A 23,960-nucleotide genomic window follows, 5' to 3' on the forward strand; every position below is an offset into this window, starting at 1 on the left:
ATTCTGAGACAAATCTCGCTTAGCCAAGCAAATTGATCCCTCACTGCATGGCAGTTCACTACCCATACTCTATTGATGAGTGCTCATTTTTTGCCTTATAGCTATTCCAATAAAGAATGAGACATTATCCAGCACAATAATTGCGAATCACCTCATCAATAGAACTGTTTGACCCTGCATACATCCGCGCTCGCTTCAGCGCACTAAAGTCGTGCTCAATCACATTCAAATCACAAACCCTACCGCATTCAAATATCTGCAAAACAGCATTGGGGCGATGAAGTCTTTCTGGTGTCTATACCGTCCTGCTACTAATACCAATTCAATTTGAAGATAGGGTTAATAAAGGCTGTGTAATGAATGACCAGCCCGTCAAAGAACGAATCACCCCCGCCGTCAGTTGTGACAATACAGCTTGCAGCTTTTGACGCAGGGCTTCCAGCGTCTCGAAGGACTGCCATGCTCATGCTGCTCGCAGATGTTGCCACAACCGCTCAATGGGATTGACCTCGGGGGCAAACACAGGCACGACATTGCCCACAATGCGATGCACCGTCGGGTAGGCGACCTCAAGCTGATGCTCCTGTCGCAGCCACTGCACAATGGCCTTGTAACTGTGGGGTCTTGTAGGCGTTCCTGCAACTGTGCCATCACTGCTGGAGTCCTCCTTGGCGATAGGCGTTCAGCCAGCGAGTAATGGTGGACTCGTTGCAATGGAGCAATTGGGCAATTTGTGGACGGCTAATGTTACAAAGAGCTGGTATAATCTACAGCATACAGCAATCTTTCTGTCATCTATCATCTAAAGAACCATATTATTTGCTTATTATGGCCAATACTACAACAGATAGTACAAACTCAGCCAATATGCTCCCATGAAACAGCCGTACCCCGCTCAATAGCCTGATTCACTCGCTTGCCTAGCAGTACCTCTGACGCTATTACTTGTTGGACGGTTATAGAACACCTTTTTGATGCGGAAAACTTCTTGAGGCGTTGCCATGAATCACTAACAAGCAATGGTATTTTATTGCTTGAATTTCCCACAGTTGACTCTCTGGCTTGTGAGTTACTGGGCTCTAACTTTTTTTGGGTAATGCCTCCATATCATTTAGTACTCTATAGTCTTGAAGGTGGAAGATATCTGCTAGAAAGATGTGGCTTCACTATACTATTCACCCACCACATGCCTAAGAATTGGTACTTCTCTGCTTCTGTTGCACGTAAGCTTGGAATAAGTCTAGAAGCCATAAGCGAAAGCATAGAATTGCAAAGTTTACTTAAAGAAATTGATGCTATATTTGACTTTATTGCTCTTAAACAGAAAAAATCATCATCGGTTCAAATCATAGCTCGTAAAGTATAACAATGTAATATCACCTATTTAAGCAGATTAACAATTCTTGTAGCATTGTTGTAGTAAACATTTTCCTTCTCTAGCTTACTAAAACCCGCCTTATTCATAACTATTTCAAGCATTGATGTAGCATCTTCTATACTTACATAAGGAAAATCACTTGCAAAAATAATACGCTCCGAACCAACTTTTTTGTACATAAAAGCAAAAAAATCTTCCCAAGGAGAACCCGCAAGATAGTTCAAAGAAAAAGAAGTCTCTAGGTAAATATTTGGACAGTAATCAGCAAGTACTAATACTTCTCTAAGTCTTACTCCGCCACTATGAAGTAAAATTATAGGTACATTTTTAACATAGTCACAAATACGCGCAGCTAACTTCAGGTTATCGAAATCAAAAAGCTTAGTTGTGCCATAGCTAGTATCAATACAGATGTAAAATCCCATTTCAGATGCTCGTTTTGCAATCGCAACCACATCAGTAAATAAAGCTTCTGAAATTTTTTGGGTATAGCAATGAAACTTAATTCCTTTGACGCCAAATTGCTTAAGACTATCAAGATAACAAAAAGCTAGCGCCTTACTTATTGGAGTTGTTGCCGTAATAGAAGCTAGGTTAGGACATACATTGTATAAACTTTTAAGGAATTCTTGAATTCCATTTGTCATGAAGAAGTAATCGTTTAGGATCATCAAGTTAATTGAAGTTGCACTTGCTAGACTTGGCTTGTAGCTGTCAAGAGTGGCTAAAACTGACTCTGGAGTTACCTCCGTTTCTGAAAAATGAATCGAATGTAGATTATGCTGTAAGGAGACAGCGTGAACATTAAAATCAAAAATTTTACTCATACTTATTTATCGTAAGGGTGTATAGCAATTGCTATTTTAGTAAAGCAACCATAAACTCTTTTTGAGGTATACAAGGATAGTCATGCGCTAAAATAAAATTTTGCATATATGTGGATACTAACTGAATTACTTCAGAAGGATCGTGATAAAAAACGTTGGCTTCAGGAGGATAAGAAGGATCAAGATTCGAAGAAAGAAAGTCAACAATACACATATGTCTACATAGAAGAAAAGCTTTGCTTATCATGAATTTAGTAAATTGAATGTTTTTTTCTTTACTACCTAAATTCCAGTTTAACAACCCTAACATAATGGAAACATCAGCTATTGGTTGAGAATTTATCGGTAAAGTGATGATATCGCATACTTCAAATTTACTTTTGCTGTTACTGTGTCTAGACTGAGCTTCTGCAATAAAGTAATCAACAGTATCCCATCCTATGTAATAGCTATAACTGATTAGACGGTTATCCAAAAAGTCGAGAAAGTCACCAAAGCCACATCCAATATCTAATACTTGTTTTCCATTGAGATTAGCTATTTTAGTAACCTTTTCAAATCTAGTAATTTGATGATCTGTGGAATCCCAGCCCAAAGTAAGAGGTGAGTAGCCGTGCGTTTTGTACCTAGTAGAATACCGCTCTCGAACATCCTTCGATATTTGTTCTAAGTTTAATAAACTATTCTGATTCATCGGGCATAACCTCCTTTAGTTTTGCTTGCAAGTTTGCAGGGAGGACGAGTGGGTTATTCATATATGATTTTCTACAAATCGTTTCATAAGTTGACCATTTTAGAGTATCTATACAGTAAAACCATATGTCTTCTTGCAGTTCAACGAATTGAAGCCTCTGTTTTAGACTTTCATTGATCTTCTCCTTTTCTATCAAAACAACGCCTGAATCATCTGCCACAATAATAGCATTTTCAAACCTAGCTCTTGATTGATTTACTTGCTCATTGACATAGTCATTTGGCTCTGGTAGGCTGTTTGAGCAACCGATTGGAGTAGTACCAAAAGACCAAATTGGATATCTTTCCTTTAACAAGGAATGAACATCGCGAACTAAGCCACCCACTATGATAGCTTTACACCGTTTGTAGAGAAGCAAGTATTTAGCAACTAATTCTCCGAAGAGAGCCTTGCCTTCACAGTTAAAGCCTTCGATATATACAATCGATCCTTCTGGTACATTTTCTATTTGTTGATGTAAATGATAGTTTGAGTTTGAATGGGTATATACATAGCTAACTAAGCCCACTTTATGATAGCCATATACTAGAGGGCGAAAATTATTAAGAACTCCTGCCTTATTCAGAGCATCAGAAACTTGGCTGGTCGATATTCTGTTTCTTTCAATAATGTTTATTACTTCTAGTACGACAGAAGAATCATTCATAGTCTATACTTATACCTCTATGTAGTGTTTCGATGAAGATGTTTTCGTTTTCTGATTCATCAAGTTGGATTATAGCAAAGCCATGCCTATGAGCATCGCTTTTGACAGGGGAAACTACTTGTGATGGTTTTACAAACAACTTTAACTTGACTAATCTAGGATCATTAACCACCTTAGGATCGATTCTAATATCCTTTATCACTCCTAAGGGAAAAGAAAAAAAATAAAGTATAACCTTTTTTGCACCATGAGGATAATAATCAACTAGGTTACTATTTTGTGTTTGTCCCAAACAATCATTAATGTAAACACTGGGTAAATCAATTCCAGTTAATAAAGGTACAATCAATGAAGATGTATAAACTCCTCCACCTCGGTTAGCCATTTCTATAAGATAGATATTATCATATTTGTCAATAATATACTCAGCATGAGTCATTCCAAAATCGAATCCTAATGTCTGGGCAACCAGCGAGTTATATCTAGAAATTTCTTTACAAACGTTAATTTTTGAAGAGTACTTTATAATATTTGCTACGCACTGATTCTCTTTGTAATGAGATTTTACAGCTACTGCTAATGATGTAGGATGACCGTTAAAGCAGTAACCATCAACAGTGTATTCTTGCCCTTCAATATATTGCTCAATCAAAACAAGTCTCGAGTGAGACATCATAAGTGATTTATAGAATAGCTCTTTCATCTGACTTTCATTTTCAACCTTGAATACACCAAAAGATCCTCTATTATCTATAGGCTTTAGTACTAGAGGATAAAGGATTTCTTTTGATGCATAAAGTGCTTCCTCATATGTAGAAGCGAGACGAAACTGCGGTACTTTTAGTCCGCTGTCTTGGGCTTTACGTCTTTGGTAGTATTTATTTGTTGCAACTTGAGCTTGATGTAGTTTAGGTCCGGGAATCGAAAGAAGTTCAGATAAAAAAGCTTGTGCAAAATAAGAGTAATCACATGCATCTGATACAACAGCATTTATAGCATTCTTCGTTGCAAACTCGCTTATTCTGTATAAATCTCTTATGTCACCGATACAGACATCTTCGTAAGCAAAGTCAGCTTCGTAATCATTACTGAAGTGATAACCGTATATCTTATGACCCTGATTTGCAAGTCTTGCCAAGAGAGGCTTTTGTTCCCAGCCTAAATTGATAAATAGAATATTCATTCTCTAAAACCTCCTTCTAAACTTTGTAGCATTGGGAATTCAAGAAGGCTCTCAGATTCTATATCGCACCGTGCAACAAAATTCTCTATAATTATCGGCTCTAGAGAACAATCTATACCTCCTGTAGCCCTCTTATAACTGAAATCGGAATGTAAAAAAATGTCTCCCTTTTTCTTTGGTTTATTAAGTACTAACTTATACCTGACTTTATCTAAGAAATCTATTTCTTCATTCTCAAGATATGTTCTTGGATTGCTTTGGGATGCAATTTCTATATCTCTTATTGATTTTGTCATATTTAAAAATTCATTTGGAGTCAGTGAAACGCAAGCATCAGGTGTGCTGATTTTCTTATCTAAAATAAAATGCTTCTCAATAGCTTTGGCTCCCATAGCTACTGCTGCAAGTGATATGTGTATTCCTTGAGTATGATCAGAAAACCCAACAAATGCATTAAACATTTTTTCATAAATCTTTATTCTTCCTAAATTAACTAACTTTGCAGGGGTAGGATAAATAGTATTGCAGTGCAATATGATATACCTGTTGTGAAACTGAGTTATTATATTAACAGCTCTTTGCACTTCAGAATAAGTAGCAAGTCCAGTCGAAAAAAGTATTGGCTTTCCTGTTTGAGCGACCTTTTTAATCAATTGAGGAAAGCAAGCAACTTGAGGTGATGCTATTTTGTATAAATTTACGTTTTTCTTTTCAAGAAAGTCAACAGCACTCAAGTAAGTAGGAGCCGTAAATATGTCTATCCCTAGAGTATCACTAAATTTCTTAATTTCTTCAAAAAAGTTGTTAGATATGTCTATAAGCTTGTGTAGAGCAATTATTTCCTGACTCGGACAATGATAAACATGTTCTAAACTTAAGGTCTGAAACTTTACAGCATCTGCACCACTTTCTTTGGCGGCATGAATAGTTTCCTTGGCAATATCAATACTCTGACAATGATTAGAGCCAATTTCAGCTACAATGAATACCTTACTCTGACTTTCCTTGTTATCATTAAATAGGTTTAAAGCCATTTAACCATCCTCCCAATCTGAAATGCTTCTGCACTAAAAAGACCCACAGATGAGCCACGAATATAGGCTAGGTACTTTACCACATCTATAGAGCGATAGTGAGGATATTGACGCATCTCTTTAGAATACACATCCAATGCTCTCACTTTAAGGTCAAGTGCATTTTCAGTATCATTCACTTTCTCGGATAAATTCACAAAGTACTGCGGAATAAAAGTATTAAAAGCCGTTGGTGTATTCCATCCAGTGGCAGAGGGTACCTCAAAAAACAGAATCTGCTTTACTGAACTACTAGGCAAGGGGCGTACTGCTGTCATAACTGCTTCATGGGTAATACGGTGATCAATATTGAGATCGCCGTAGTGATGAGTATAGATTATTTCTGGGCGAATGTCATCTATTACTCCCTCAATCACTTTCACAACATCCAGCAAGTCTACGCTGTCCATCCGATTGTCAGGAAAGCCACCAAAGCGCACATCCCTACACCCGACCACTTCCCCAGCCCTTCGTGCTGTTTCCTTCAGTTGCCCCAGTTCCTCCTCCCATTCTTGAATATCTCGCTTGACACTTCGACTAGTTAGGCCTTCGGCCAAGATTAGAGTAGTTACTTTATCCCCGTGGGCAGCATGTAAAGCTATCGTGCCACCACAGCCAAGAATTTCATCATCAGGATGGGCAGCGACGACTAATACCGATCTGTCTCTAAAATAACTAGTCATTTTTCAGTGTTTGTAATTATTTTTTCAAAAGAGAAGTAGCTAGATTGCTCGATCACATTTTGCTTTATAGCATAGCCACTCTTTTGGAAACAAACTAGCGAAGCAGTGTTCTTTTCCTTTACCTCAGCTGAAATTCTTAAAGGACAACCAAGTTCTTTCAACAAATACTGTTCACCTAGTTCTAAGAGTTTCGAACCGATACCGAAACCTCTGAGTGCACTGGTAATGCTGTAATCTATCAACCATTTTTCATTAAAGAAGTCATATCTTATTTGTCCAATAGGTATATCGTTATACATCAGGATGTATATCTTGACCTTGCCACTGTTTAATTTGTTGTTAAACCATTTGTTATGTTGATTTAGAGTAATAAACCCTTGGTTCCACGAATTTTGACGAACAGTAATATCATTTGCCCAGTAGAACAAATTAATCAAATCATTTTGACTGGCAGGTCTTAACCATAACTGCTTCTGATCAATCAACTGAGTCATCTTCAATACGGCTTTTTTGCTACCTTTGCCATCGGTAATTAAGACATTTGTGACCACTGGCTTAGTATCTAAATCACTGGAATTCAAATGTTTCTTAATCAACTCTCCTAATTTAGAGATATCAAAAATCACAACATCGAAACCATCAGCATGCAAAGCCTCACAGAACTCTACTTGATTATCAGAGGTCACTACAACAATTCCCGTCAAACCAAGACACATTCGCTCCCATGTAATAGAACCTCCAGACCCCAAGTACCATGAGCATCTTAACATGATCTCCGGCATCTCATCGGTTTGAATATGCAACTGTCCTTCAGGGAAATACTGCATTTGCGATTCCACTTCCGCACGGTGAGGATTGGCTCCACCAATCACCACTTCAGGGGCAAAGTCGCCTATTTCCCGCAGGATGCGCAGAGCTTGGGTTGTGTAGTTCTGGGGATCCATCCCGCCAAAAAAGACCATTACCTTACGCGGATCAAACGGTGGGCGTCCTTGACGCTCCAATTTTTCGCGGGCAGCGATGAACTCTGGTCTGAGGAGAGCGTACTCAGGCCCTAGCAGCTGGCAACAGTGCGGAGGAACTAAGCCGACGTAGCGATCCCAGCGGTGCGTATAGTTTTGATCCAGCAAGACATCACAATCATGGGAACGGTTGGCAAGGTCATCAATGACAAAAATCTGCTTGACGACTGGACGCAACTGCTGCTCCCACGCCTTGTCAATGCCGTAGTGATCGACCACCAGCCAGTCAGGGGTTGCCTCTAGACTTTCGATAATTTGCTTGGTTTGGACTGCATCCACTTCTTGAGGGACGCCTAGGTCAGCGGCTGTTGTGGGTTCAGCTCCCCTTGGCAGCTCATAGACCCTAAAGCCCTTTTTCTGCACAAGGGCGATGATATTGTTTGGATGGTTGCGACAAATGAAAATACAGGTTGCCCCTTGCTCATGCAGCGCTGTTGCCAGTGTCATACACCGCATGATGTGCCCAGTGCCAATGTGGGTTGCCGAGTCGGCGCGGAAAACAATGAGCATTTCCTAGCCATCCTCCCTAGTTGAGTCTCCGCATCTCTGCATGGCAGATTGATCCTTTTAGCAGGGTCTTGACATCTCGACCCTCTTCACACGCTTTGATCAGACCAAAGACTTCATCTAGAGCTTGACCATAGCCCTGAACAATCTCTGGTGTATGTTCTGTGCAAACATATACGGCGTTGGTTGCCAAATAGCCTCGTGCCAGCATCTCTTGAGTAATGAGGGTTTTATACGCTAGGTTGTTGGTTGTGTTCTCAAACTGAAAGCGAATCAAAGCAGGAATTCCAGAGAGTCTCAGAGCCAGTTGATGCTTGACAGCCAGTTGTTGCCAAAGCTCAGCGATATTCCGACCGGTCTGGGTGATTTGTTCCCAAGAATGGGTTTTCTCCATCACTTCAAGGGTTTTTAGGCCAGCTGTCGGTCCAATGCGTTCCGTCCAAAAGGTGCTGCTGATAAACGTCGACTGAGCGGCAGCCATGACTTCCCTACGGCCAATGACTGCGGTAATCGCGTAACCGTTGCCCAGGGCTTTGCCAAAAATGGCCATATCTGGCTCAACACCATAAATTTTGTGCAAGCCGCCAAATGCCTGCCGAAAACCGGAGGTACACTCGTCAAAAATTAAAACGATTCCTCTATCAGTTGCTAGTTTTCTGACTTTTGCCAAAAAACCATCTTTGGGGGGCTCGTTGCGCTGCACCTCCATTTTGATAACGCCAATGTCATACTGATTCACCAAGGCTTCCAGTTCATCAAACTGGTTATAGTGAAAAGGAAAGACAGTTCCCTTTAATCCTGAGGGAATGCCCTTTGGCTCTAGCCCTGGGAGTAAATGCATGGCTAAGGTTTCCTTATCGCCAAGATTGGCGGCTAAGTACCAGTCGTGCCAGCCATGGTACCCACAGATGGCCACCGAATCCTTGCCTGTGGCTGCCCTAGCAATACGAATGGCGATCGCGTTCGCTTCACCCCCCGTTCGGGCAAACCGCACCATATCAGCCCAGGGATGTAGCTCAATGAGTTTTTCAGCAAGATAGACTTCTTCTGGACAGTTGAGGGTCGATAGATTGCCGTTGGCAATAACTTGCTGAACCGCTTCATCCACTTCTGGGTGACCGTAGCCTAGGGTATTGGTGCCAATTCCCATCATTGACATATCAATATATTCATGGCCATCTAAATCCCAGATGCGGCACCCCTTAGCTTTACTAAAATAGCTGGGCCAATACTCTGGCAGAAACATTTCAGCGCGCTTGGAAAGGAGCATACTGCCCCCAGGGATGACGCGTTTGGCTCGTTTCCACAACTTTTGGCCGGTTCCTAAGATGGCTCCCTCGTTTCTGCCAATATCCTGATTCAGACTAAAAACTGCGGGGTGCTCCTGCTGCATTTGCCAAATTTCCCGCCAAGAGAAGTCAATTCGAGGGGCAAAGTGTTCAATCGCCTGCCGAACAACTTGGTAGTCTTCCGGTTCATCAACCGTCCAGCGACAAGTGGACAAGTCAATGGGTGGTTCTAAAAACCTGAGCTGAAATTTACCACTGTTCCTAATGTAAGGAGAGACATGCTCACGATCGAAGGGTGAGCAAGCTTCTTGCCACGCTGTTTCTAAGGCCTGAAACGTAAATACTTCTACATCTAGACCATCGGCAAAGCGAGTGCTAGTTGCACAATAGTCGGCACCAGAGCTTTGAAATAATTCGATAACTTGGTCAACAATTTCGGGATCAATCAATGGGCAGTCAGCTGTTATGCGGATAACAGTTTTAGCACCATACTTTTTAGCGACTTGATAATATCTATCTAAAACATCCTTTTCACTGCCCTGTTCACAACAGAACCCTAGCCCCTGCACATAATCTACAATTTTCTGATTTTCTGGTTGAGAACCAGTGGCCACAACAATTTGGTCTACTAACCTAGCATTTCGCAGTCGCTGAAGCAAAAAATAAATCAGGGGCTTACCGTCTGCTTTGAGCACCACCTTGTTGGGTAAGCGGGTTGACCCCATGCGTGCCTGCACAATTGCAATTTTCATAGCTGCTCCCAGCGACTAGGATGGATCAAGTCTAGATCATCACTACATAGATAACTAGGCCAAGGGGGAAGATCGGTGGTCATTGCTTCTAAGATAGCTTGCAGTTGGCTGCAATTTTCAACACCGACGAGGATCCGGTCTAGTCCCTCGTGATGGAAGGCAGCACCTAGGCAGGCTTGCAAGGGTGTGACCTTTACGGTAGCCAGCCATGTTGCTAAGTTCTGCCATAGCTCAGACCAACGGGAGAACTTCTGGGGACGCTTTTCAGCGGGCATGAGGAGCAATCCCTGTAGAAAAACAGAGCGCGCATGCACTTCAACACCATTGCTTTTTAGACGAGCCAGCCAACCCGATTTCACCAGCCGCTGGTCTAGACCATTAAAGGGAGCTTGAACAAGATCAGGTCTAAAGTTGGGATACAGTTGCTCTAATTCTTGCGGTGAATAAATGGAAAAACCAATCTTGTCAACCCAGCCAGCTGTTTTCAATTCTAGGAGTGCATTGTACAACTCCTTTCCCTCTGGCCTAAGGAGATCCAAGGGGTGATGCAATAATAGCCCGTAGAGCTTGTCTAGCTTAAGACGCTGCAATGATTTCCTGCAGTTGTCCTGAACCCATTGCTGAACATTAAGTAAGTGAGAGGGTAATCTGGGAAGTTTAGTGACAACATTCCAGCTCTGGACACCAATGTCCCCTAGCCTTGCTTCACTGTCACCGTAGGCTATGGCCGTATCAAGGGTATCTATGCCCACCCTTTGAGCCTGTTGCAAAATGGCTTTTGCTTCTTCAAGGGTGACTTGACCTTGCTGGTTGGCAATTCCATAGGCAAGACCAAATTGAACGGTCCCAAGGGCAAGTCGTTGAGTATTCATTCAGATTTGCGAAAATAGCGACCCTGCAGATCTTTTCTTAGAATACTTGTTACCCACTGACGATCATAGGGGTCGGCTAGATCACTACTGCTGTGGTCAACAAGTGTTTCCGAAAAGCGATAAATCAAGTGATAAATGCCAAGTTGGCGAAAAATTTCAGCATAGTCCTGCTTGTAGGTGTATAAGCCAGACCGATGTTTGTAGGCATTTGCTCGTAAAAAGGGAGAATCAAAATCTGAGATCACTAAGTAGCCACCATCCTTGAGGGCTAAATCCACATTAGCAACCGCACGGCTGAGAAGGGAGCGATCGACCAAGCAGAATACCCCTCCAATAACTACAATCGTTGCTTCTTGCCAAGGTAATCCTTGGGCTTGGGTGATACTGCCCTGAGTAAACTCTAAGTGGGGAAAAGCTTTTTTGCCTGCGGCAATGGCTTTGCCTGAAGGTTCCACAACTCGGCAGTGCCACTGTGGGTATTGTCTTCTAAATCCTTCAGCAACCCTGCCTGAACTGCCACCAACATCAATGAGTATTCCCTGCGCTGGCAATGTCAGGTGTGATAGAGCCCTTAAAATCCTGTCGTTGGGAGGGGCAGGTTCAGTGGCACCTGCTGCATTGCGCTCATACCATGCGTCGGCTTCTTGATTGACAAAAATCGTATCTTGTTGATTGAGAGAGGTCATATGAGATTAAGGATGATGAATAACCCTACGCTTTAGGATACTGATTTTTATGCATGGACACAACAGCAGTGCCAACTCCTGTCTTTATCTATAGCGATCGCTTCCTCGAACACCGCTGCCGCCAGTTTCACTTTGAGCGACCCGAACGGTTAGTGGCCATCCGTCAGCACTTACAGGCAGCATTTCCAGCAGCAGAATGGCGTGAACCTACACCTGTCGGAGAAGGATTAACTCCTTGGTTGGAAAAGGTACATAGTCGGGTGTATTTAGACCAATTAACGCGGATTGCAGCAGCAGGGGGCGGCTGGCTAGATCCCGATACCTACCTCAATGACCAGAGCGATCGCGTGGCACGATTAGCAGTACAGGCGTGGCTCGATAGTGTAGATTTGGCGGTGCAGCGGCAGCAACCGATTTTTGTTTTGGCACGCCCCCCCGGCCACCATGCGTTGCGGGAGCGGGGAATCGCACCCAAGCATTAGTTCAGAACAATCCCCAGATTGCCTACTGTTCGCTCCATGAGTTTCCTGCCTATCCCTATACAGGAGAGGGGAGCGATCGGGGGCACCACAACAACGTCCTTAATCTGCCTCTGCCCAGTGGCTCAACCGGGGCAACCTACCGAAGAGCTTTCCAAGCGGACAACAATGAGTATTTCCGGGTATTTCCTAACCATCCTCCCTAGTTGAGTCTTCGCGTTTTCCTATGGCAAACTGGTCTTGACTCCTTAGTCTTTTCATTATAGAATTAAGAAATTTAGTAAATATTGGGAAACTGAAATGGCAACTCCATACAGGGCGATCGTTTTACAGCAACCCTACTTTGCCAAGATGCTATCAACTGCTATTGACCTAGAATTTTGCTTGTGTATTTACCAATTTAGTTCATTTAAGTATCACAGAAAGAATAAAGAATTTTCAAATGTAAACTTTACTATAGAAATCATGGATCATGATGATCTTCGGGACTGTATTTACAATCAAAAATTGCTTGCTAGTATACCTCCAGTAGATAGATACATTTTAAATTCAATGGAAATGTACACGTCAGAGATAGTATCTATTATTCATAGAGCTACTCACTTGCCATATACACAAGCTAGAGACCAATACTATCAACACTTAAAATTTTGGTTATGGTACTTAAGGGATAGAAAAATTAATCTCTTTTTTGGAGCTGTACCCCATATGGTTTACGACTCATTTATTTATTACCTTTGCAAGCTAATGTCTATAAAAACTATCCTTATTCACCCCCTAGGAATCTCGGGGTCGTACACCCTAATGAGTGACTGGAGAATTCCAGATCCTAGGGTAGATACCTTGTGCCAAAAGTACATCAATGATCCTGATTCTGTGGACATAAGTCACTGGTCGCCACAGTTTGCTGAGTTTATAAGTAACCAGAAATTACAAGTGCATCCTCCTTACATAAAGCAGACTTTTGATCAGCTAGGTAAAAATAAAATATTGGCATACTTAATGGCTATTAATACCAAGTCTATCAATCCTAATTCAATTAGAAGTAAAATGTTAAAATACTTGATGACTATTAGTATTAAATTGATTAGAATTTTAAGAAAAATAGCTAAGATTTTAAAAATAGCTAGAGCTTTAAAATTGCTTCATAAACCAGTACATAGATTTGGCAACCTATACTTTGATCTTTATTACGAAAGTTTGTGTACAATCACAAATAACAGCTGCTTAGATAACGAGCCGTATATTTATGTTCCTCTACATTATCAACCCGAATGTTCCACACTTCCAATGGGCGAGTTTTTTGAGAACCAAAAAATCATGATAGAATGGCTGTCTCACTCAAGACCAGAGGATGTATGGTTATATGTGAGGGAGCACCCAGCTCAGACATACGACCTAAACACCAGTAGATATAGGGAGCCAAGTTTCTACAGCGATATCTTGAGAATCCCTAGAGTAAGGTTAGTTTCTCGTCGCTGTTCTTCTTTTGATTTAATCAAGAATAGTCTTTGTGTTGCGACTATTACTGGAACCGTTACTTTGGAGTCGTTATATCAAGAGAAACCAGTTTTATTTTTTGGCTATCATGTTTATCAGTATGCTCCTGGAGTCTTTCCAATACGTGATTTGAGTGATTGCTCTAACGCTTTGAAAAAAATATGCAACCAAGAATTCGATCTAACAAGAGAAAAGTTTCTTCTTTACTTAAAAGCTTTAGAGAAAAACTGCATAATGAATATAAGCGAAAATAATTGGCATGAGCTAGATAATTGGTATGAGCTAGGAAGAGCAAACGATGAGACTGAAAAGAAATTCTTGGATTCTTTTTTAGAGTTTCTAAATTTTCTAGATTGCTCTTGAGTTTAGTCCTCTTCGACAGCTAGGGTGTTAGTGGCTTCTGGAGACACTACCAATATTCAGCGGCATTTGCGCTGGAGCCCTAGTCTGCAGAGCTTGGGAGCTGAAGCCTTAAGTGATGGCCTCGAAAGGGTGGTGGTAGATTTAACTTTGCGAGAAACGTTGCTGTCTCTGCGAGTCTTTCCCGACGTCTATCCCTACACGTTGGAGCAGGTACTCAATCCAACGTTTCTTTGTGATACAAGTGGCGATTGCAACAACCTAGCCTGACCAAGCGCCTATGTTTTCCCCTGTCTTTATCTATAGCGATCGCTTCCTCGAACACCGCTGCCGCCAGTTTCACTTTGAGCGACCCGAACGGTTAGTGGCCATCCGTCAGCACTTACAGGCAGCATTTCCAGCAGCAGAATGGCGTGAACCTACACCTGTCGGAGAAGGATTAACTCCTTGGTTGGAAAAGGTACATAGTCGGGTGTATTTAGACCAATTAACGCGGATTGCAGCAGCAGGGGGCGGCTGGCTAGATCCCGATACCTACCTCAATGACCAGAGCGATCGCGTGGCACGATTAGCAGTACAGGCGTGGCTCGATAGTGTAGATTTGGCGGTGCAGCGGCAGCAACCGATTTTTGTTTTGGCACGCCCCCCCGGCCACCATGCGTTGCGGGAGCGGGGAATGGGCTTTTGCCTACTAGCGAATGCAGCCATTGCTGCCCACTATGCCCTCAGTCTGCCAAGGATAAGACGAGTCGCAATTCTCGATTGGGATGTCCACCACGGCAATGGTACCCAAGCACTGGTTCAAGACCATCCTCAGATTGCCTATTGTTCGCTCCATGAGTTTCCTGCCTATCCCTATACGGGGGATGGGGGCGATCGCGGCCCCTACAATAACGTCCTCAACTTACCCATGCCCACAGGCTCCACTGGAGCGGCCTATCGCACTGCTTTTCAAGATCAAGTCATGCCCTTTTTGCAGCAATTTGGCCCAGATGTGCTTATCATCAGTGCGGGCTACGATGCCCACCGCGAGGATCCCCTTTCCAGCATTGAACTAGAAGAGACCGATTATGGCTGGATGATGCATCAGTGCTTGCAGATCACTCACTGTATTGTCATTGGCTTGGAGGGAGGGTACAACCTTAATGCCTTGGGGCGATCGCTGGTTGCTACTGTACAGGCGACGGTTGTTGACGATGCCGCTCGAGAACTTCCTCATAAACCGCAAGGTATTGCTTAGCCACCACAGGATAGGCAAATTTCCTCACTGCGTCCGCACGAGCTTGGTCACATAATTCAGCATGACGCTGAGAATCCGCTAACACCCATTGAATACCATCAGCAAGATCAGTTGCATCAAAGGGCTGAGCCAAGTACCCTGTTTGTTGATGAGTAATAATATCGGGTAGTCCGCCAATACGAAAGGCAACTACTGGTGTTCCACAGGCCTGCGCTTCAATAGCAGTATTGGGAAGATTATCCTGCCGAGAGGGCACAATCATCACATCCGCTGCGCTGTACAGCCTACAAAGATACTCTTCGTTATCAATATGACCCGCGTATTGAACTGGAAATTTCAAATCTAGTTTCTTACGAGGCTCAGATTCACCAAAAACAACTATTTGAAACTGTTGACCTCTATTTTTGAGATAATCCAAGGCTTCTTTGAGTAAGTCAAACCCTTTGCGCACATTTCGGCCACCCCCCATTGCACCAAACAGAACAATTGGCACTTCTGTTGGTAGGCCTAGGTTTTGGCGTGTTTGTTTTTTATGATAGGGGTACCACTTCTCAGTATTAATTGGATTAGGAATCACGCTAACAGGCCAATTATGCATCAGTGCACTTTGTCGAACACAGTCTGCTAACCAGTGACTTGGTGCAACGATATGTATGGGCTTTTGCCAATATTTTCGCTTACGCTCCCAAGTCCAGCGATTAAGATCAAACCCCCTTTCATAGGCAGGTCGATTGTGGGAATAGTAGCCCTCTTTCCAGCGTAAATCTTCCGTGTAGTGTTCTGCACCGCAGAATGCCCACATATCATGCAGTGTCCAAACAAGTGGCTGCGTTAACTTGGCAACTTCCTCAATACTTAACAGATTTGCTGCGATCCAGTGAAAATGGATAATATCAGGTAGCAGTGATTCGAGAAATGCCGTGGAATAGCAGGAAAATAGATTAGGGCTATGAAGAATTTTATTCTCTGTTCTAAAACCAGATAGCTTAATAAAAATTTTGGACAAATCATTAAGGAAACTATATTTAATCGAGCCAAGTGGATTCTTATCAGAGAAAATGTAAGTCTCTTTCATTTGAGAGGAAGCAACAACCACCGAGGCATTACAATCAATACCTCGCAGAGATTGACAAATTCTTAAAGCAGCTTTTGCAGCGCCACCTGTATCCGCGTACGTATTTAAGTGAAGCGCTTTCATCATGCCTTTTTAGTTAAGACAGCTAGTAAAGTATGCCCTGGAAGCATTTTACTTATTCCTAACTTCAAGAGAAGACTAATTGGACTTAGAGTAACATAGTTTGCAAGTAATCGGCATCCTAGATTGGGTAGTCTCAGTTTAGTTTTAAGAAAATTTCGACAATAGCCAACAACAAATCCTTCCACATGATAACTTTGTAGAGGCTCTTCTAATAGGTTAGTAACCTCTAGGGGCAGAATGTTAGGTAAGTAATTAAAAACACTTTTACACCAGTGAGACATATGATGAGGAGGCTGATCAAGGAGGTTTTCATAGCTTGGATCAATTTTACGTAAGACTTCAGAATTAGGTACAGAGAGAATTAATTTGCCGTTTGGCCGCAAAATATTGATTAATTTAGTTAGAAATGAGATAGGGTCGGGGATATGTTCAACTACCTGAAAAGCACAAATAGCGTCATACTTTTGATCTGGATATTGGTTTAGAAATTCATCGATTGAGACTGGGTAAATTATAAAACCTAGTTTCTGGGCATTTTGAATTGCTTCAGGATTAATTTCCATTCCTTCAATATCAACACCCTTTCGGCGTGCTAGTTGTAAAAAGCCTGCACCACCAATACCTACTTCAAGAACTTTTGATGATGGTTGAATATAGTCTAGAGCAGCATGAAACTCCCACTTATCAGACATATAGTACCATGGAAATTTTTGTAGTTGCTGATAAAGAGAACCATCACCAGCGCCTTCAGCAGGAGTGTACCATTCAAAACCAGTATCCAAACATTTCCAATGCATAATCTCTTTTATAGAAAGAAATTTATCAAACAACTTGATACCAAAAATATCGTACCATCTCTGGTAAATTTTCTCCGTAGAAATTGACCTGAGACATACTGTATTTTCTTGATTTGTCAAAGGTGACTTAGGGTGTACTAAGCTCATTTTAGTGTCTCCTTGTTAACAAAAAAACCTTTGCTAGTCACTTGGATTCAGAAGTGTTGAAAGATAGTTTGAGAGGCTAGAAAAAAGGAAGAAATGTCATATTCTTCCCTTAAAAGAAGAAAAAAACAATCAATTGGCTTTACTGAGGAACTAGTTTCGATACTATGCTTCTAATTAGTGAAGAAGGAAAACGCATACGCTTGCCACCAAAGTGCTCATTGAAGGTATACTTATCTGCTTCTACATCAACAGCCACTTCACTTGGATGTTGAATTTCTCCTATTGGAAAAACGGGCAAGTTTGCATGAATATGACCTGCAGTCTTTGTATGAGTTGCATCAGAACCAAAACCAATATTGCTTACAAGATTAACGTTGGGTGTCGCCGTCAAGGCTCCATGATACCAGACACAGGCCGTCCATTGATAGTCCCATGTATTAATCTCACTTGAATACACTCGATTAAAAATCTTACGCCAGTATCCCTCCTCAACAGAGTTAAAGTGAAGATTTTGCCAAGTTGATGATTTGCTCCACTCCGGCCAAAATGAGATGTCTACGTCATATTTAGACCATGCGCGCCTCCACGTAGCCCAACCCCAGCAGTGATTATATTTAGAGAAATAATAGCTAGCTTTTCCACGCCACTGCCCATCCTGAAAGTTGTTTCCCGTGATAACCCAAACCCGTTCGTCTTGTTCGTAGTATTCAAGCAATTCATCACAAAACCTAAAAAAGTCAGGATGGGGCAAACAGTCATCTTCTAGAATAATCCCCTTTTCTTCGTGCTCAAAAAACCAAGTAATGGCACTACTGACGGCTACCTTACATCCTAGGTTCTTCTCTCTAAAAAGAGTTTTAACTTCACAAGGCCAATCTACTTGCGTAACAATCTCCCTGACTTGTCTAACTTTCTCTGCTTCGCCCTCATAGTCAGGTCTAGGACCATCTGCAGCTATATAGAACCTTCTGGGTTTGACTTGACAAATCGCTTCAAGCACTTTTGCAGTAGTTTTGGGGCGATTAAACACTAGAAATAATACCGGGCTACTTACCATAGGTCAAGATTCGTAAATTCCAAATAAATTTTAAGATAAATCGAAATAAAATCAAATCAATGTAGCTTATCACGACTGCTAAACGAAATGTCAGCCTTTGCTTTGTAAGGTCATTGACACCCTTTATATCTACTAGAGATAGACCAGAACGGATAACACTCTTAATTTGGTTTCGGTAATTCTTAGTTTCTTCTATAAGGATAAAGATTTTCTTAAGGTAATGAATATAAGTACTTGTAGTTCTTTTGTCATAATCAATAGATATATTAGTGCAAATAGTAATAGCCTTCATGTAGTCAGTGTACAGCCGGATTTTCCTTTGGTAATCTGTTGTTCCCCACGCTTCCCAGTGACACCTATTAAGAACTGTATGAACAAACCAGTTTCTATTAATGAAGAAGCAATCATATTTTAATAGTAAATCAAAAAAATAAATAAGTGGGAAAAAAGCATTTTCAATATTTTCATTCCACAAACTAAAGTTTATCAGTTTGGGCTTGAAGAAAAGCCCAGTTAATATAAATCCGTTATGTAAATAGCGAATTGAGTTTATGGTTCCACGCGGTATTAAGGTATCTTGCTCAAATGGCTTACACACTACACAATGAAGAGAACCATCTTCTAAGTATGAATATCTTGGCACAAAAAATGAACCTATTTGTACATTTGTGTTATTTTCGTAGCTAGTTAAGTTATCTATGAAATTAATTATATCAATTAAGATGTTCGGCTGTAAGTAGTCATCATCAGTTAAGATGCAGGCGAAGTCAGCAGAAGATTCAAAAACCATATCACGAATATTTAGGCTCATACCTTTGTTATAAGTATTAGTCCTTATATCAACTATTTCTGGTAATATATTGATTTGCTTTCTTATGTCATCACAGCTAAAGTTTGGAGTACAGTCATCAACAACTACAATACTTACTTTGTCAGCTAATTCAAATTGTTTGACTTGAGTTGTTATAGACTGTATCGCTCTTACTAGTGTTTGTGGTCTTTTATATGATGGAATAAGAAACTCAAGTTTTTTCATTGGATACATGGCTACTATAGATAAACTTACAGTTAACATTTAAGAATCAAAATAGGGATTTTATCCTAAAAAATAACTTAGATTTCAGCCTGAGTAGGATATTTAGATATGCTATCGGTAAAAGCCTGATCATCTCAACAACAAATATTGTCCTTAGTGTTTTAGCGATTGCTGGCAAGTCCAATTCTAACCCTAATACATCACTTACAAATTGCTTTTTCTCGTAACTGTTTTCTGGAGGTAAGCTAGAGAATAATTCTTTCTTGATTTGATGCGATATCATTGCCACTTCATCTCTTGGCTTAAGCACACCAAATGGATTTTGATGATGAGAAAAATTGTAGTAGACTGGCTCTTTACCAAGTATAAAGTATTTAATTCCTATTTCTTCACAATAAAACAACTCACTACCACCTGTTGGTGATGTTGCATAAAGAAAATTGCAGACTAAGTCATAAAACCTATCTACAAACAGCGGACTTAGTGTTTCGCCTGCGCTGACTATTGGTATATTGTACTTTCTAAGCTTCTTATGGTAACCCTTTTTCACATCATGCATATGCATACATATAACAAATGGTTTATAGCGATCTTCTAATGATTCCAGATTGTGGAAGTACTCATCCCAATCATAATCTATGATCTCAATTCCATCATTGGAATGTGGATAAAAAATCAAAGTGCCTTTTGCTTTTTCCTTTAGATTATAACCAGCTATTTTTCTATAGATCACCCATGGATGTGTTATATGAACCACCTTCTTAATTTGGTATCTTTCAATACTAATAACTCTCTGTTTATACCAAGATAGGTAGTAAGCAGCTTTATTATTTATCTCATGTTCCTGAAGCTCCCCTGAAAGTGCTACACCATGATCTCCGTAGACCGGTATTGGTAATATATCAGGCCACTTTAACCATAAACGATAGCAACGACCAAAACTATAAAGCTCTGTAGGCCAAAATAAAGCAGGAAGTCTTGCAAAATTACTCTTAATTCCAGTATCTACTTTTTCCGAACAGATATATTCGAGATATGCATCATCAAAACCCTCGAAAGGATTTATATCCTCATAGTTTGGCCAAATTTTTTGAGGTTTGATAGGCTTCTTCATGCTTTATTTACGTTATGATAATTAAGATACCTCGATTTAACCGATTTTCAAGGCAGTTGTCAAGAGCAAGCTCGCCGTGGTCGCTCGATGGGATTTTTTGCGATTGATGGATTGAAGCATAGAAGTAGTGGAGAGGATCTACAAGAATGCCTCAAGGATTAACGAAAGAGAGCGGCGTACTTGTGACGGGGGGTACAGGGTCGTTTGGCCGTGCCTTTGTCAAGGAGGTGTTGCGGCAGTTCCCTGATATTCGACGTCTCGTCATTTTTAGCCGTGACGAGCTAAAGCAGTTCGAGATGGCTCAGGAGTTCCCCTACCAAAAGTATCCAGGTATCCGCTACTTCATTGGCGATGTTAGGGATCGCGATCGCCTACGCCGGGCTCTGAACAAGGTCGATATTGTGGTTCATGCGGCTGCCCTGAAGCAAGTGCCTGCGGCGGAATACAACCCCATTGAGTTTATTCGCACCAATGTCATGGGGGCCGAAAACGTCATTCAAGCCTGCCTCGACACCGGTGTGAAGCAAGTCATTGCCCTCTCCACCGACAAGGCGGCTGCCCCCATCAACCTCTACGGAGCAACAAAGCTCTGTAGTGACAAACTCTTCATTGCTGCCAATAACTTTGCGGGTCGTGATCTGCGGTTCAGTGTGGTTCGCTACGGCAACGTCATGGGGTCGCGAGGCTCCGTGATTCCTTTTTTCTTGAAAAAGCGCTGTGAGGGCTGCCTACCAATTACGGATCCAGCCATGACTCGCTTCAATATCTCCCTCCAAGAGGGGGTAGAAATGGTACTGTGGGCACTGCAGCACAGTTGGGGGGGCGAAATCTTTGTGCCGAAAATTCCCTCCTACCGCATTCTCGATGTTGCAGAGGCGATTTGCCCGGAATGTGAGCAACAGTTTGTGGGTATCCGTCCAGGGGAAAAGATCCACGAAGAGATGATTACCACTTCCGATTCTTATACCACGGTTGATTTGGGTCAATACTATGCCATTTTGCCAACTCAGGGACGCTTCACGCTAGAAGAGTACTGTGCCCAAACAGGGGCAACACGGGTTAAACCGGGCTTCAGCTATAATTCTGGCACCAACGATCGCTTCCTTAGTGTCGAGGAGCTACGCGCCCTGATTCGCCAACACGTTGACCCGAACTTTGTTCCAGGCAGGGGCTAAATGGGCACAATTCCCTACGGTCGCCAAGACATTACGCCAGAGGATATTGCGGCTGTCGTTGACGTCCTGCAATCAGACTGGTTGACCCAAGGCCCAAAGGTTCCCGAGTTTGAAGCAGCACTGGCCAGTTATTGTGGTGCACGGTATGCCGTTGTGGTTAGTAGTGCTACAGCGGCACTTCACCTCGCCTGTATTGCAGCGGGGCTACAGGGGGGCGATCGCCTGTGGACATCGCCGATTACTTTTGTGGCCTCCGCCAATTGTGGCCTTTACTGTGGTGCCACGGTGGATTTTGTTGATATTGACCCCCACACCTATAACCTGAGTGTTTCTGCCCTTGCCGACAAGCTAGCAATGGCCAAAAAGCAAGGGACGCTTCCCAAGGTCGTCATTCCTGTTCATTTGGCAGGGCAATCCTGTGAGATGGCTGCCCTTGCTGAATTGGCGCAGACCTATGGCTTTATGCTTATTGAAGATGCCTCCCATGCCCTTGGGGGTCAGTACCGTGGCCGACCCATTGGCTGCTGTGAATTCTCGACGATGGCGGTTTTTAGCTTTCATCCCGTCAAGATTATCACCACGGGTGAAGGCGGTGCCGTTCTCACCAATGATCCAGACCTCTACCAGTGCCTTATCCGTCTGCGCAGCCACGGCATTACCCGCGATCCCCAACAAATGGTGAGCGACTCCCACGGCCCTTGGTACTACCAACAACTGGAACTGGGCTTTAACTACCGCATGACCGACCTCCAAGCCGCCCTCGGCCTACGGCAACTGCAACGCCTCGATCTATTTGTCGAGCGGCGGCGTTTTTTAGCCCAACGCTACCATCAATACCTTGCTGATTTGCCCCTCACGCTCCCCTTTCAGCATCCTGACACCCGCTCCAGTTGGCATCTGTACATCATTCGCCTGAAGCGAGACCAGATTCAAACTTCCCATCGCGAAGTCTTTGAAGCCCTGCGCGCCCTTGGGATTGGGGTGAATCTGCACTATATTCCTGTACATACCCAACCCTACTATCAGCAATTGGGCTTTCAATGGGGAGACTTTCCCAACGCCGAAGCCTACTACCAAGAAGCGATTAGCTTGCCACTGTATTATGGACTGACCCTTGCTCAACAGGATCAAGTGATTCAGGCACTCAAGCAAGTCTTGGCTTAAGGCCGTGACGCCAACAGTCCCTCCCCTAGAATTGAAAATAGCTCAGGTAAAAGCATGTCATGGAGCAGGCAGAGATTATTGCCCTCATTCAACAGGAGCTACCTCGGCTCGTGGCTCAAGATCCCAGCCTGAGGGACTTTGTCCTGCGCACAGTCTCAGAATTATCCCTTCCCCGTCGTGAGGCAGATATTAAGTTCGATCGCATCCTAGAGGAACTGCGGCGCGATCGCGAGGAACAAGCCCGTCGTTGGGAGGAAGAAAATCGTAAATGGGAAGCACAAGTCCGCAGATGGGAGGAACAGGATCGCCGCTGGCATGAGCAACTTGCAGAAATTCGGCGTCTGGATAAACGGTTTGAGAGTACGATAGGTGCCCTAGGTGCTCGCTGGGGCATTGCCTCTAAAACAAGTTTTCGGAAGGCACTTGCTGGGATCTTGACGGAATCCTTTGGGGTTGAAGCCTCTGGGACCATGAGCGCGAGGTCTTTGGTCGTCCGGATCAGGTGGAACTAGACTTGATCATCAAGAATGGTCTCACGATCGCCTGTGAAATTAAATCTTCAATTGACAAGGCAGGGATGTATATCTTTGATCGCAAGGTGAATTTTTATGCACGGCACCACCAACGCCAAATTGACCGTAAAATCGTGATTTTGCCAATGGTAGATGATCGAGCACGACCGGTTGCCGCAGCATTGGGAATAGAAATTTATCGCTATGCCGATGCTGTAGAGGGTCTATAGGCTCTCCCGGACACTAACAAGGGGAAGAGGGGGGCACAGAGTCATCGTGGGGATCGGGTACAGGGTCATAGCCGCCGGCAGCAAAGGGGTGGCAGCGCAAAATACGACGAATGGCTAAATAGGTTCCCTTGACTGCTCCAAATCGGGCGATCGCCTCAACCGCATAGACAGAACAAGTGGGCGTATAGCGACAGGTGGGCAAAAATAACGGCGAAATCCAATGCTGATAAGCGCGAATCAAAAAGATCAGTGCTTTGCTTAGCCAGTTGTCCACAGCCT

Annotated in this window: 24 protein-coding genes and 3 pseudogenes; 8 read left to right on the top strand and 19 right to left on the bottom strand. The window is 42.7% G+C overall.

The window, feature by feature from the left end; genetic code table 11:
- Positions 1-124 precede the first annotated feature (124 nt).
- From RHP47_RS00645 to RHP47_RS13080, 3 genes and pseudogenes are all read right to left on the bottom strand, one after another.
- Positions 125-232 (bottom strand): annotated as a pseudogene (locus tag RHP47_RS00645) (IS630 family transposase); the annotation flags it as partial.
- Positions 233-463: 231 nt separating this feature from the next.
- Entirely contained in the window at positions 464-601 is a 138-nt protein-coding gene (locus RHP47_RS00650) for a hypothetical protein (protein WP_310840773.1), read from the bottom strand.
- Positions 602-650: 49 nt separating this feature from the next.
- Positions 651-722, bottom strand: a complete 72-nt coding sequence (locus RHP47_RS13080; RefSeq protein WP_399381601.1) for a helix-turn-helix domain-containing protein — start codon at positions 720-722, stop codon at positions 651-653.
- A gap of 194 nt (positions 723-916) precedes the next feature.
- Here RHP47_RS13080 and RHP47_RS00655 point away from each other — a divergent pair, with 194 nt between their 5' ends.
- Positions 917-1,366, top strand: coding sequence for a methyltransferase domain-containing protein (locus RHP47_RS00655; RefSeq protein WP_310840774.1), 450 nt, complete (start codon positions 917-919; stop codon positions 1,364-1,366).
- Between the two features lie 14 nt (positions 1,367-1,380).
- Here the strand turns inward: RHP47_RS00655 and RHP47_RS00660 are convergent, their stop codons facing one another.
- Genes RHP47_RS00660 through RHP47_RS00705 form a run of 10 tightly spaced genes read right to left on the bottom strand, consistent with a single transcriptional unit; the run spans position 1,381 to position 11,672 of the window.
- Complete coding sequence (locus tag RHP47_RS00660; RefSeq protein WP_310840776.1) at positions 1,381-2,205, bottom strand: amidohydrolase family protein; 825 nt, start codon at positions 2,203-2,205, stop codon at positions 1,381-1,383.
- 31 nt (positions 2,206-2,236) lie between these two features.
- Positions 2,237-2,899: a class I SAM-dependent methyltransferase gene (locus tag RHP47_RS00665; protein ID WP_310840778.1), complete on the bottom strand. Its 663-nt coding sequence runs from the start codon at positions 2,897-2,899 to the stop codon at positions 2,237-2,239.
- Complete coding sequence (locus RHP47_RS00670; protein WP_310840779.1) at positions 2,886-3,605, bottom strand: RraA family protein; 720 nt, start codon at positions 3,603-3,605, stop codon at positions 2,886-2,888. The genes RHP47_RS00665 and RHP47_RS00670 overlap by 14 nt, the downstream gene beginning before the upstream one ends.
- On the bottom strand, positions 3,598-4,788 hold the full coding sequence (locus tag RHP47_RS00675; RefSeq protein ID WP_310840780.1) for an ATP-grasp domain-containing protein: 1,191 nt from the start codon (positions 4,786-4,788) through the stop codon (positions 3,598-3,600). The genes RHP47_RS00670 and RHP47_RS00675 overlap by 8 nt, the downstream gene beginning before the upstream one ends.
- Positions 4,785-5,822: an N-acetylneuraminate synthase family protein gene (locus RHP47_RS00680; protein ID WP_310840782.1), complete on the bottom strand. Its 1,038-nt coding sequence runs from the start codon at positions 5,820-5,822 to the stop codon at positions 4,785-4,787. The genes RHP47_RS00675 and RHP47_RS00680 overlap by 4 nt, the downstream gene beginning before the upstream one ends.
- On the bottom strand, positions 5,813-6,544 hold the full coding sequence (locus RHP47_RS00685) for a PIG-L family deacetylase (protein ID WP_310840784.1): 732 nt from the start codon (positions 6,542-6,544) through the stop codon (positions 5,813-5,815). The genes RHP47_RS00680 and RHP47_RS00685 overlap by 10 nt, the downstream gene beginning before the upstream one ends.
- A complete protein-coding gene (gene pseG, locus RHP47_RS00690) occupies positions 6,541-8,076 on the bottom strand; it encodes a UDP-2,4-diacetamido-2,4,6-trideoxy-beta-L-altropyranose hydrolase (protein ID WP_310840785.1) in 1,536 nt (511 codons plus the stop codon). The genes RHP47_RS00685 and pseG overlap by 4 nt, the downstream gene beginning before the upstream one ends.
- Before the next feature lie 16 nt (positions 8,077-8,092).
- A complete protein-coding gene (locus RHP47_RS00695; RefSeq protein ID WP_310840786.1) occupies positions 8,093-10,114 on the bottom strand; it encodes an aminotransferase class III-fold pyridoxal phosphate-dependent enzyme in 2,022 nt (673 codons plus the stop codon).
- Entirely contained in the window at positions 10,111-10,986 is an 876-nt protein-coding gene (locus RHP47_RS00700; RefSeq protein ID WP_310840787.1) for an aldo/keto reductase, read from the bottom strand. Before RHP47_RS00700 ends, RHP47_RS00695 begins: the two co-directional genes overlap by 4 nt.
- On the bottom strand, positions 10,983-11,672 hold the full coding sequence (locus tag RHP47_RS00705; RefSeq protein WP_310840789.1) for a class I SAM-dependent methyltransferase: 690 nt from the start codon (positions 11,670-11,672) through the stop codon (positions 10,983-10,985). Before RHP47_RS00705 ends, RHP47_RS00700 begins: the two co-directional genes overlap by 4 nt.
- Before the next feature lie 53 nt (positions 11,673-11,725).
- On the opposite strand from RHP47_RS00705, the pseudogene RHP47_RS00710 reads away from it, so the two are divergent.
- From RHP47_RS00710 to RHP47_RS00720, 4 genes and pseudogenes are all read left to right on the top strand, one after another.
- Positions 11,726-12,357, top strand: a pseudogene (locus RHP47_RS00710) (histone deacetylase family protein).
- Positions 12,358-12,451: 94 nt separating this feature from the next.
- Positions 12,452-14,014, top strand: coding sequence for a hypothetical protein (locus RHP47_RS00715; RefSeq protein ID WP_310840791.1), 1,563 nt, complete (start codon positions 12,452-12,454; stop codon positions 14,012-14,014).
- A gap of 30 nt (positions 14,015-14,044) precedes the next feature.
- Positions 14,045-14,281, top strand: coding sequence for a DUF29 family protein (locus RHP47_RS13085; protein WP_206200631.1), 237 nt, complete (start codon positions 14,045-14,047; stop codon positions 14,279-14,281).
- Between the two features lie 10 nt (positions 14,282-14,291).
- Entirely contained in the window at positions 14,292-15,251 is a 960-nt protein-coding gene (locus tag RHP47_RS00720) for a histone deacetylase (RefSeq protein ID WP_310840792.1), read from the top strand.
- Here RHP47_RS00720 and RHP47_RS00725 read toward each other — a convergent pair.
- The 5 genes from RHP47_RS00725 to RHP47_RS00745 form a co-directional block, all read right to left on the bottom strand.
- The gene (locus RHP47_RS00725; protein ID WP_310840794.1) at positions 15,181-16,452 is read right to left on the bottom strand and encodes a glycosyltransferase family 4 protein; all 1,272 of its coding nucleotides are present in this window, start codon (positions 16,450-16,452) and stop codon (positions 15,181-15,183) included. The genes RHP47_RS00720 and RHP47_RS00725 overlap by 71 nt on opposite strands.
- Complete coding sequence (locus tag RHP47_RS00730) at positions 16,449-17,393, bottom strand: class I SAM-dependent methyltransferase (RefSeq protein ID WP_310840795.1); 945 nt, start codon at positions 17,391-17,393, stop codon at positions 16,449-16,451. The genes RHP47_RS00725 and RHP47_RS00730 overlap by 4 nt, the downstream gene beginning before the upstream one ends.
- A 139-nt stretch (positions 17,394-17,532) precedes the next feature.
- Positions 17,533-18,450: a glycosyltransferase family A protein gene (locus tag RHP47_RS00735; RefSeq protein WP_310840796.1), complete on the bottom strand. Its 918-nt coding sequence runs from the start codon at positions 18,448-18,450 to the stop codon at positions 17,533-17,535.
- Entirely contained in the window at positions 18,440-19,525 is a 1,086-nt protein-coding gene (locus RHP47_RS00740; protein WP_310840797.1) for a glycosyltransferase, read from the bottom strand. Before RHP47_RS00740 ends, RHP47_RS00735 begins: the two co-directional genes overlap by 11 nt.
- Positions 19,526-19,532: 7 nt before the next feature.
- Positions 19,533-20,600 carry a hypothetical protein gene (locus RHP47_RS00745; protein WP_310840798.1) on the bottom strand — a complete coding sequence of 356 codons (1,068 nt, stop codon included), beginning with the start codon at positions 20,598-20,600 and terminating at the stop codon, positions 19,533-19,535.
- A 146-nt stretch (positions 20,601-20,746) separates the two neighbouring features.
- Between RHP47_RS00745 and pseB the strand changes: the two genes are divergently transcribed.
- From pseB to RHP47_RS00760, 3 genes and pseudogenes are all read left to right on the top strand, one after another.
- Positions 20,747-21,775, top strand: coding sequence for a UDP-N-acetylglucosamine 4,6-dehydratase (inverting) (gene pseB, locus RHP47_RS00750; RefSeq protein WP_286668845.1), 1,029 nt, complete (start codon positions 20,747-20,749; stop codon positions 21,773-21,775).
- A complete protein-coding gene (pseC, locus tag RHP47_RS00755; protein WP_302679689.1) occupies positions 21,776-22,939 on the top strand; it encodes a UDP-4-amino-4,6-dideoxy-N-acetyl-beta-L-altrosamine transaminase in 1,164 nt (387 codons plus the stop codon).
- A 59-nt stretch (positions 22,940-22,998) separates the two neighbouring features.
- Positions 22,999-23,681 (top strand): annotated as a pseudogene (locus RHP47_RS00760) (PD-(D/E)XK nuclease family protein).
- A 13-nt stretch (positions 23,682-23,694) separates the two neighbouring features.
- On the opposite strand, the gene yidD reads toward RHP47_RS00760, so the two are convergent.
- Entirely contained in the window at positions 23,695-23,955 is a 261-nt protein-coding gene (yidD, locus tag RHP47_RS00770) for a membrane protein insertion efficiency factor YidD (protein WP_310840799.1), read from the bottom strand.
- Positions 23,956-23,960 lie beyond the last annotated feature (5 nt).

Source organism: Thermosynechococcus sp. QKsg1 (assembly GCF_031586415.1).
In the GTDB taxonomy this organism is placed as follows: Bacteria; Cyanobacteriota; Cyanobacteriia; order Thermosynechococcales; family Thermosynechococcaceae; genus Thermosynechococcus.

Bases quoted from the DNA above. Each gene is read 5' to 3' on its own strand.
- RHP47_RS00660 (WP_310840776.1), bottom strand. From the start codon at position 2,205: ATGAGTAAAATTTTTGATTTTAATGTTCACGCTGTCTCCTTACAGCAT.
- RHP47_RS00730 (WP_310840795.1), bottom strand. From the start codon at position 17,393: ATGAGCTTAGTACACCCTAAGTCACCTTTGACAAATCAAGAAAATACA.
- pseB (WP_286668845.1), top strand. From the start codon at position 20,747: ATGCCTCAAGGATTAACGAAAGAGAGCGGCGTACTTGTGACGGGGGGT.
- RHP47_RS00705 (WP_310840789.1), bottom strand. From the start codon at position 11,672: ATGACCTCTCTCAATCAACAAGATACGATTTTTGTCAATCAAGAAGCC.
- RHP47_RS00740 (WP_310840797.1), bottom strand. From the start codon at position 19,525: ATGTTAACTGTAAGTTTATCTATAGTAGCCATGTATCCAATGAAAAAA.
- RHP47_RS00685 (WP_310840784.1), bottom strand. From the start codon at position 6,544: ATGACTAGTTATTTTAGAGACAGATCGGTATTAGTCGTCGCTGCCCAT.
- RHP47_RS00735 (WP_310840796.1), bottom strand. From the start codon at position 18,450: ATGGTAAGTAGCCCGGTATTATTTCTAGTGTTTAATCGCCCCAAAACT.
- RHP47_RS00675 (WP_310840780.1), bottom strand. From the start codon at position 4,788: ATGAATATTCTATTTATCAATTTAGGCTGGGAACAAAAGCCTCTCTTG.
- RHP47_RS00720 (WP_310840792.1), top strand. From the start codon at position 14,292: ATGTTTTCCCCTGTCTTTATCTATAGCGATCGCTTCCTCGAACACCGC.
- RHP47_RS00715 (WP_310840791.1), top strand. From the start codon at position 12,452: ATGGCAACTCCATACAGGGCGATCGTTTTACAGCAACCCTACTTTGCC.
- RHP47_RS00670 (WP_310840779.1), bottom strand. From the start codon at position 3,605: ATGAATGATTCTTCTGTCGTACTAGAAGTAATAAACATTATTGAAAGA.
- RHP47_RS00700 (WP_310840787.1), bottom strand. From the start codon at position 10,986: ATGAATACTCAACGACTTGCCCTTGGGACCGTTCAATTTGGTCTTGCC.
- RHP47_RS00745 (WP_310840798.1), bottom strand. From the start codon at position 20,600: ATGAAGAAGCCTATCAAACCTCAAAAAATTTGGCCAAACTATGAGGAT.
- RHP47_RS00665 (WP_310840778.1), bottom strand. From the start codon at position 2,899: ATGAATCAGAATAGTTTATTAAACTTAGAACAAATATCGAAGGATGTT.
- RHP47_RS00725 (WP_310840794.1), bottom strand. From the start codon at position 16,452: ATGATGAAAGCGCTTCACTTAAATACGTACGCGGATACAGGTGGCGCT.
- RHP47_RS00680 (WP_310840782.1), bottom strand. From the start codon at position 5,822: ATGGCTTTAAACCTATTTAATGATAACAAGGAAAGTCAGAGTAAGGTA.
- pseC (WP_302679689.1), top strand. From the start codon at position 21,776: ATGGGCACAATTCCCTACGGTCGCCAAGACATTACGCCAGAGGATATT.
- pseG (WP_310840785.1), bottom strand. From the start codon at position 8,076: ATGCTCATTGTTTTCCGCGCCGACTCGGCAACCCACATTGGCACTGGG.
- RHP47_RS00695 (WP_310840786.1), bottom strand. From the start codon at position 10,114: ATGAAAATTGCAATTGTGCAGGCACGCATGGGGTCAACCCGCTTACCC.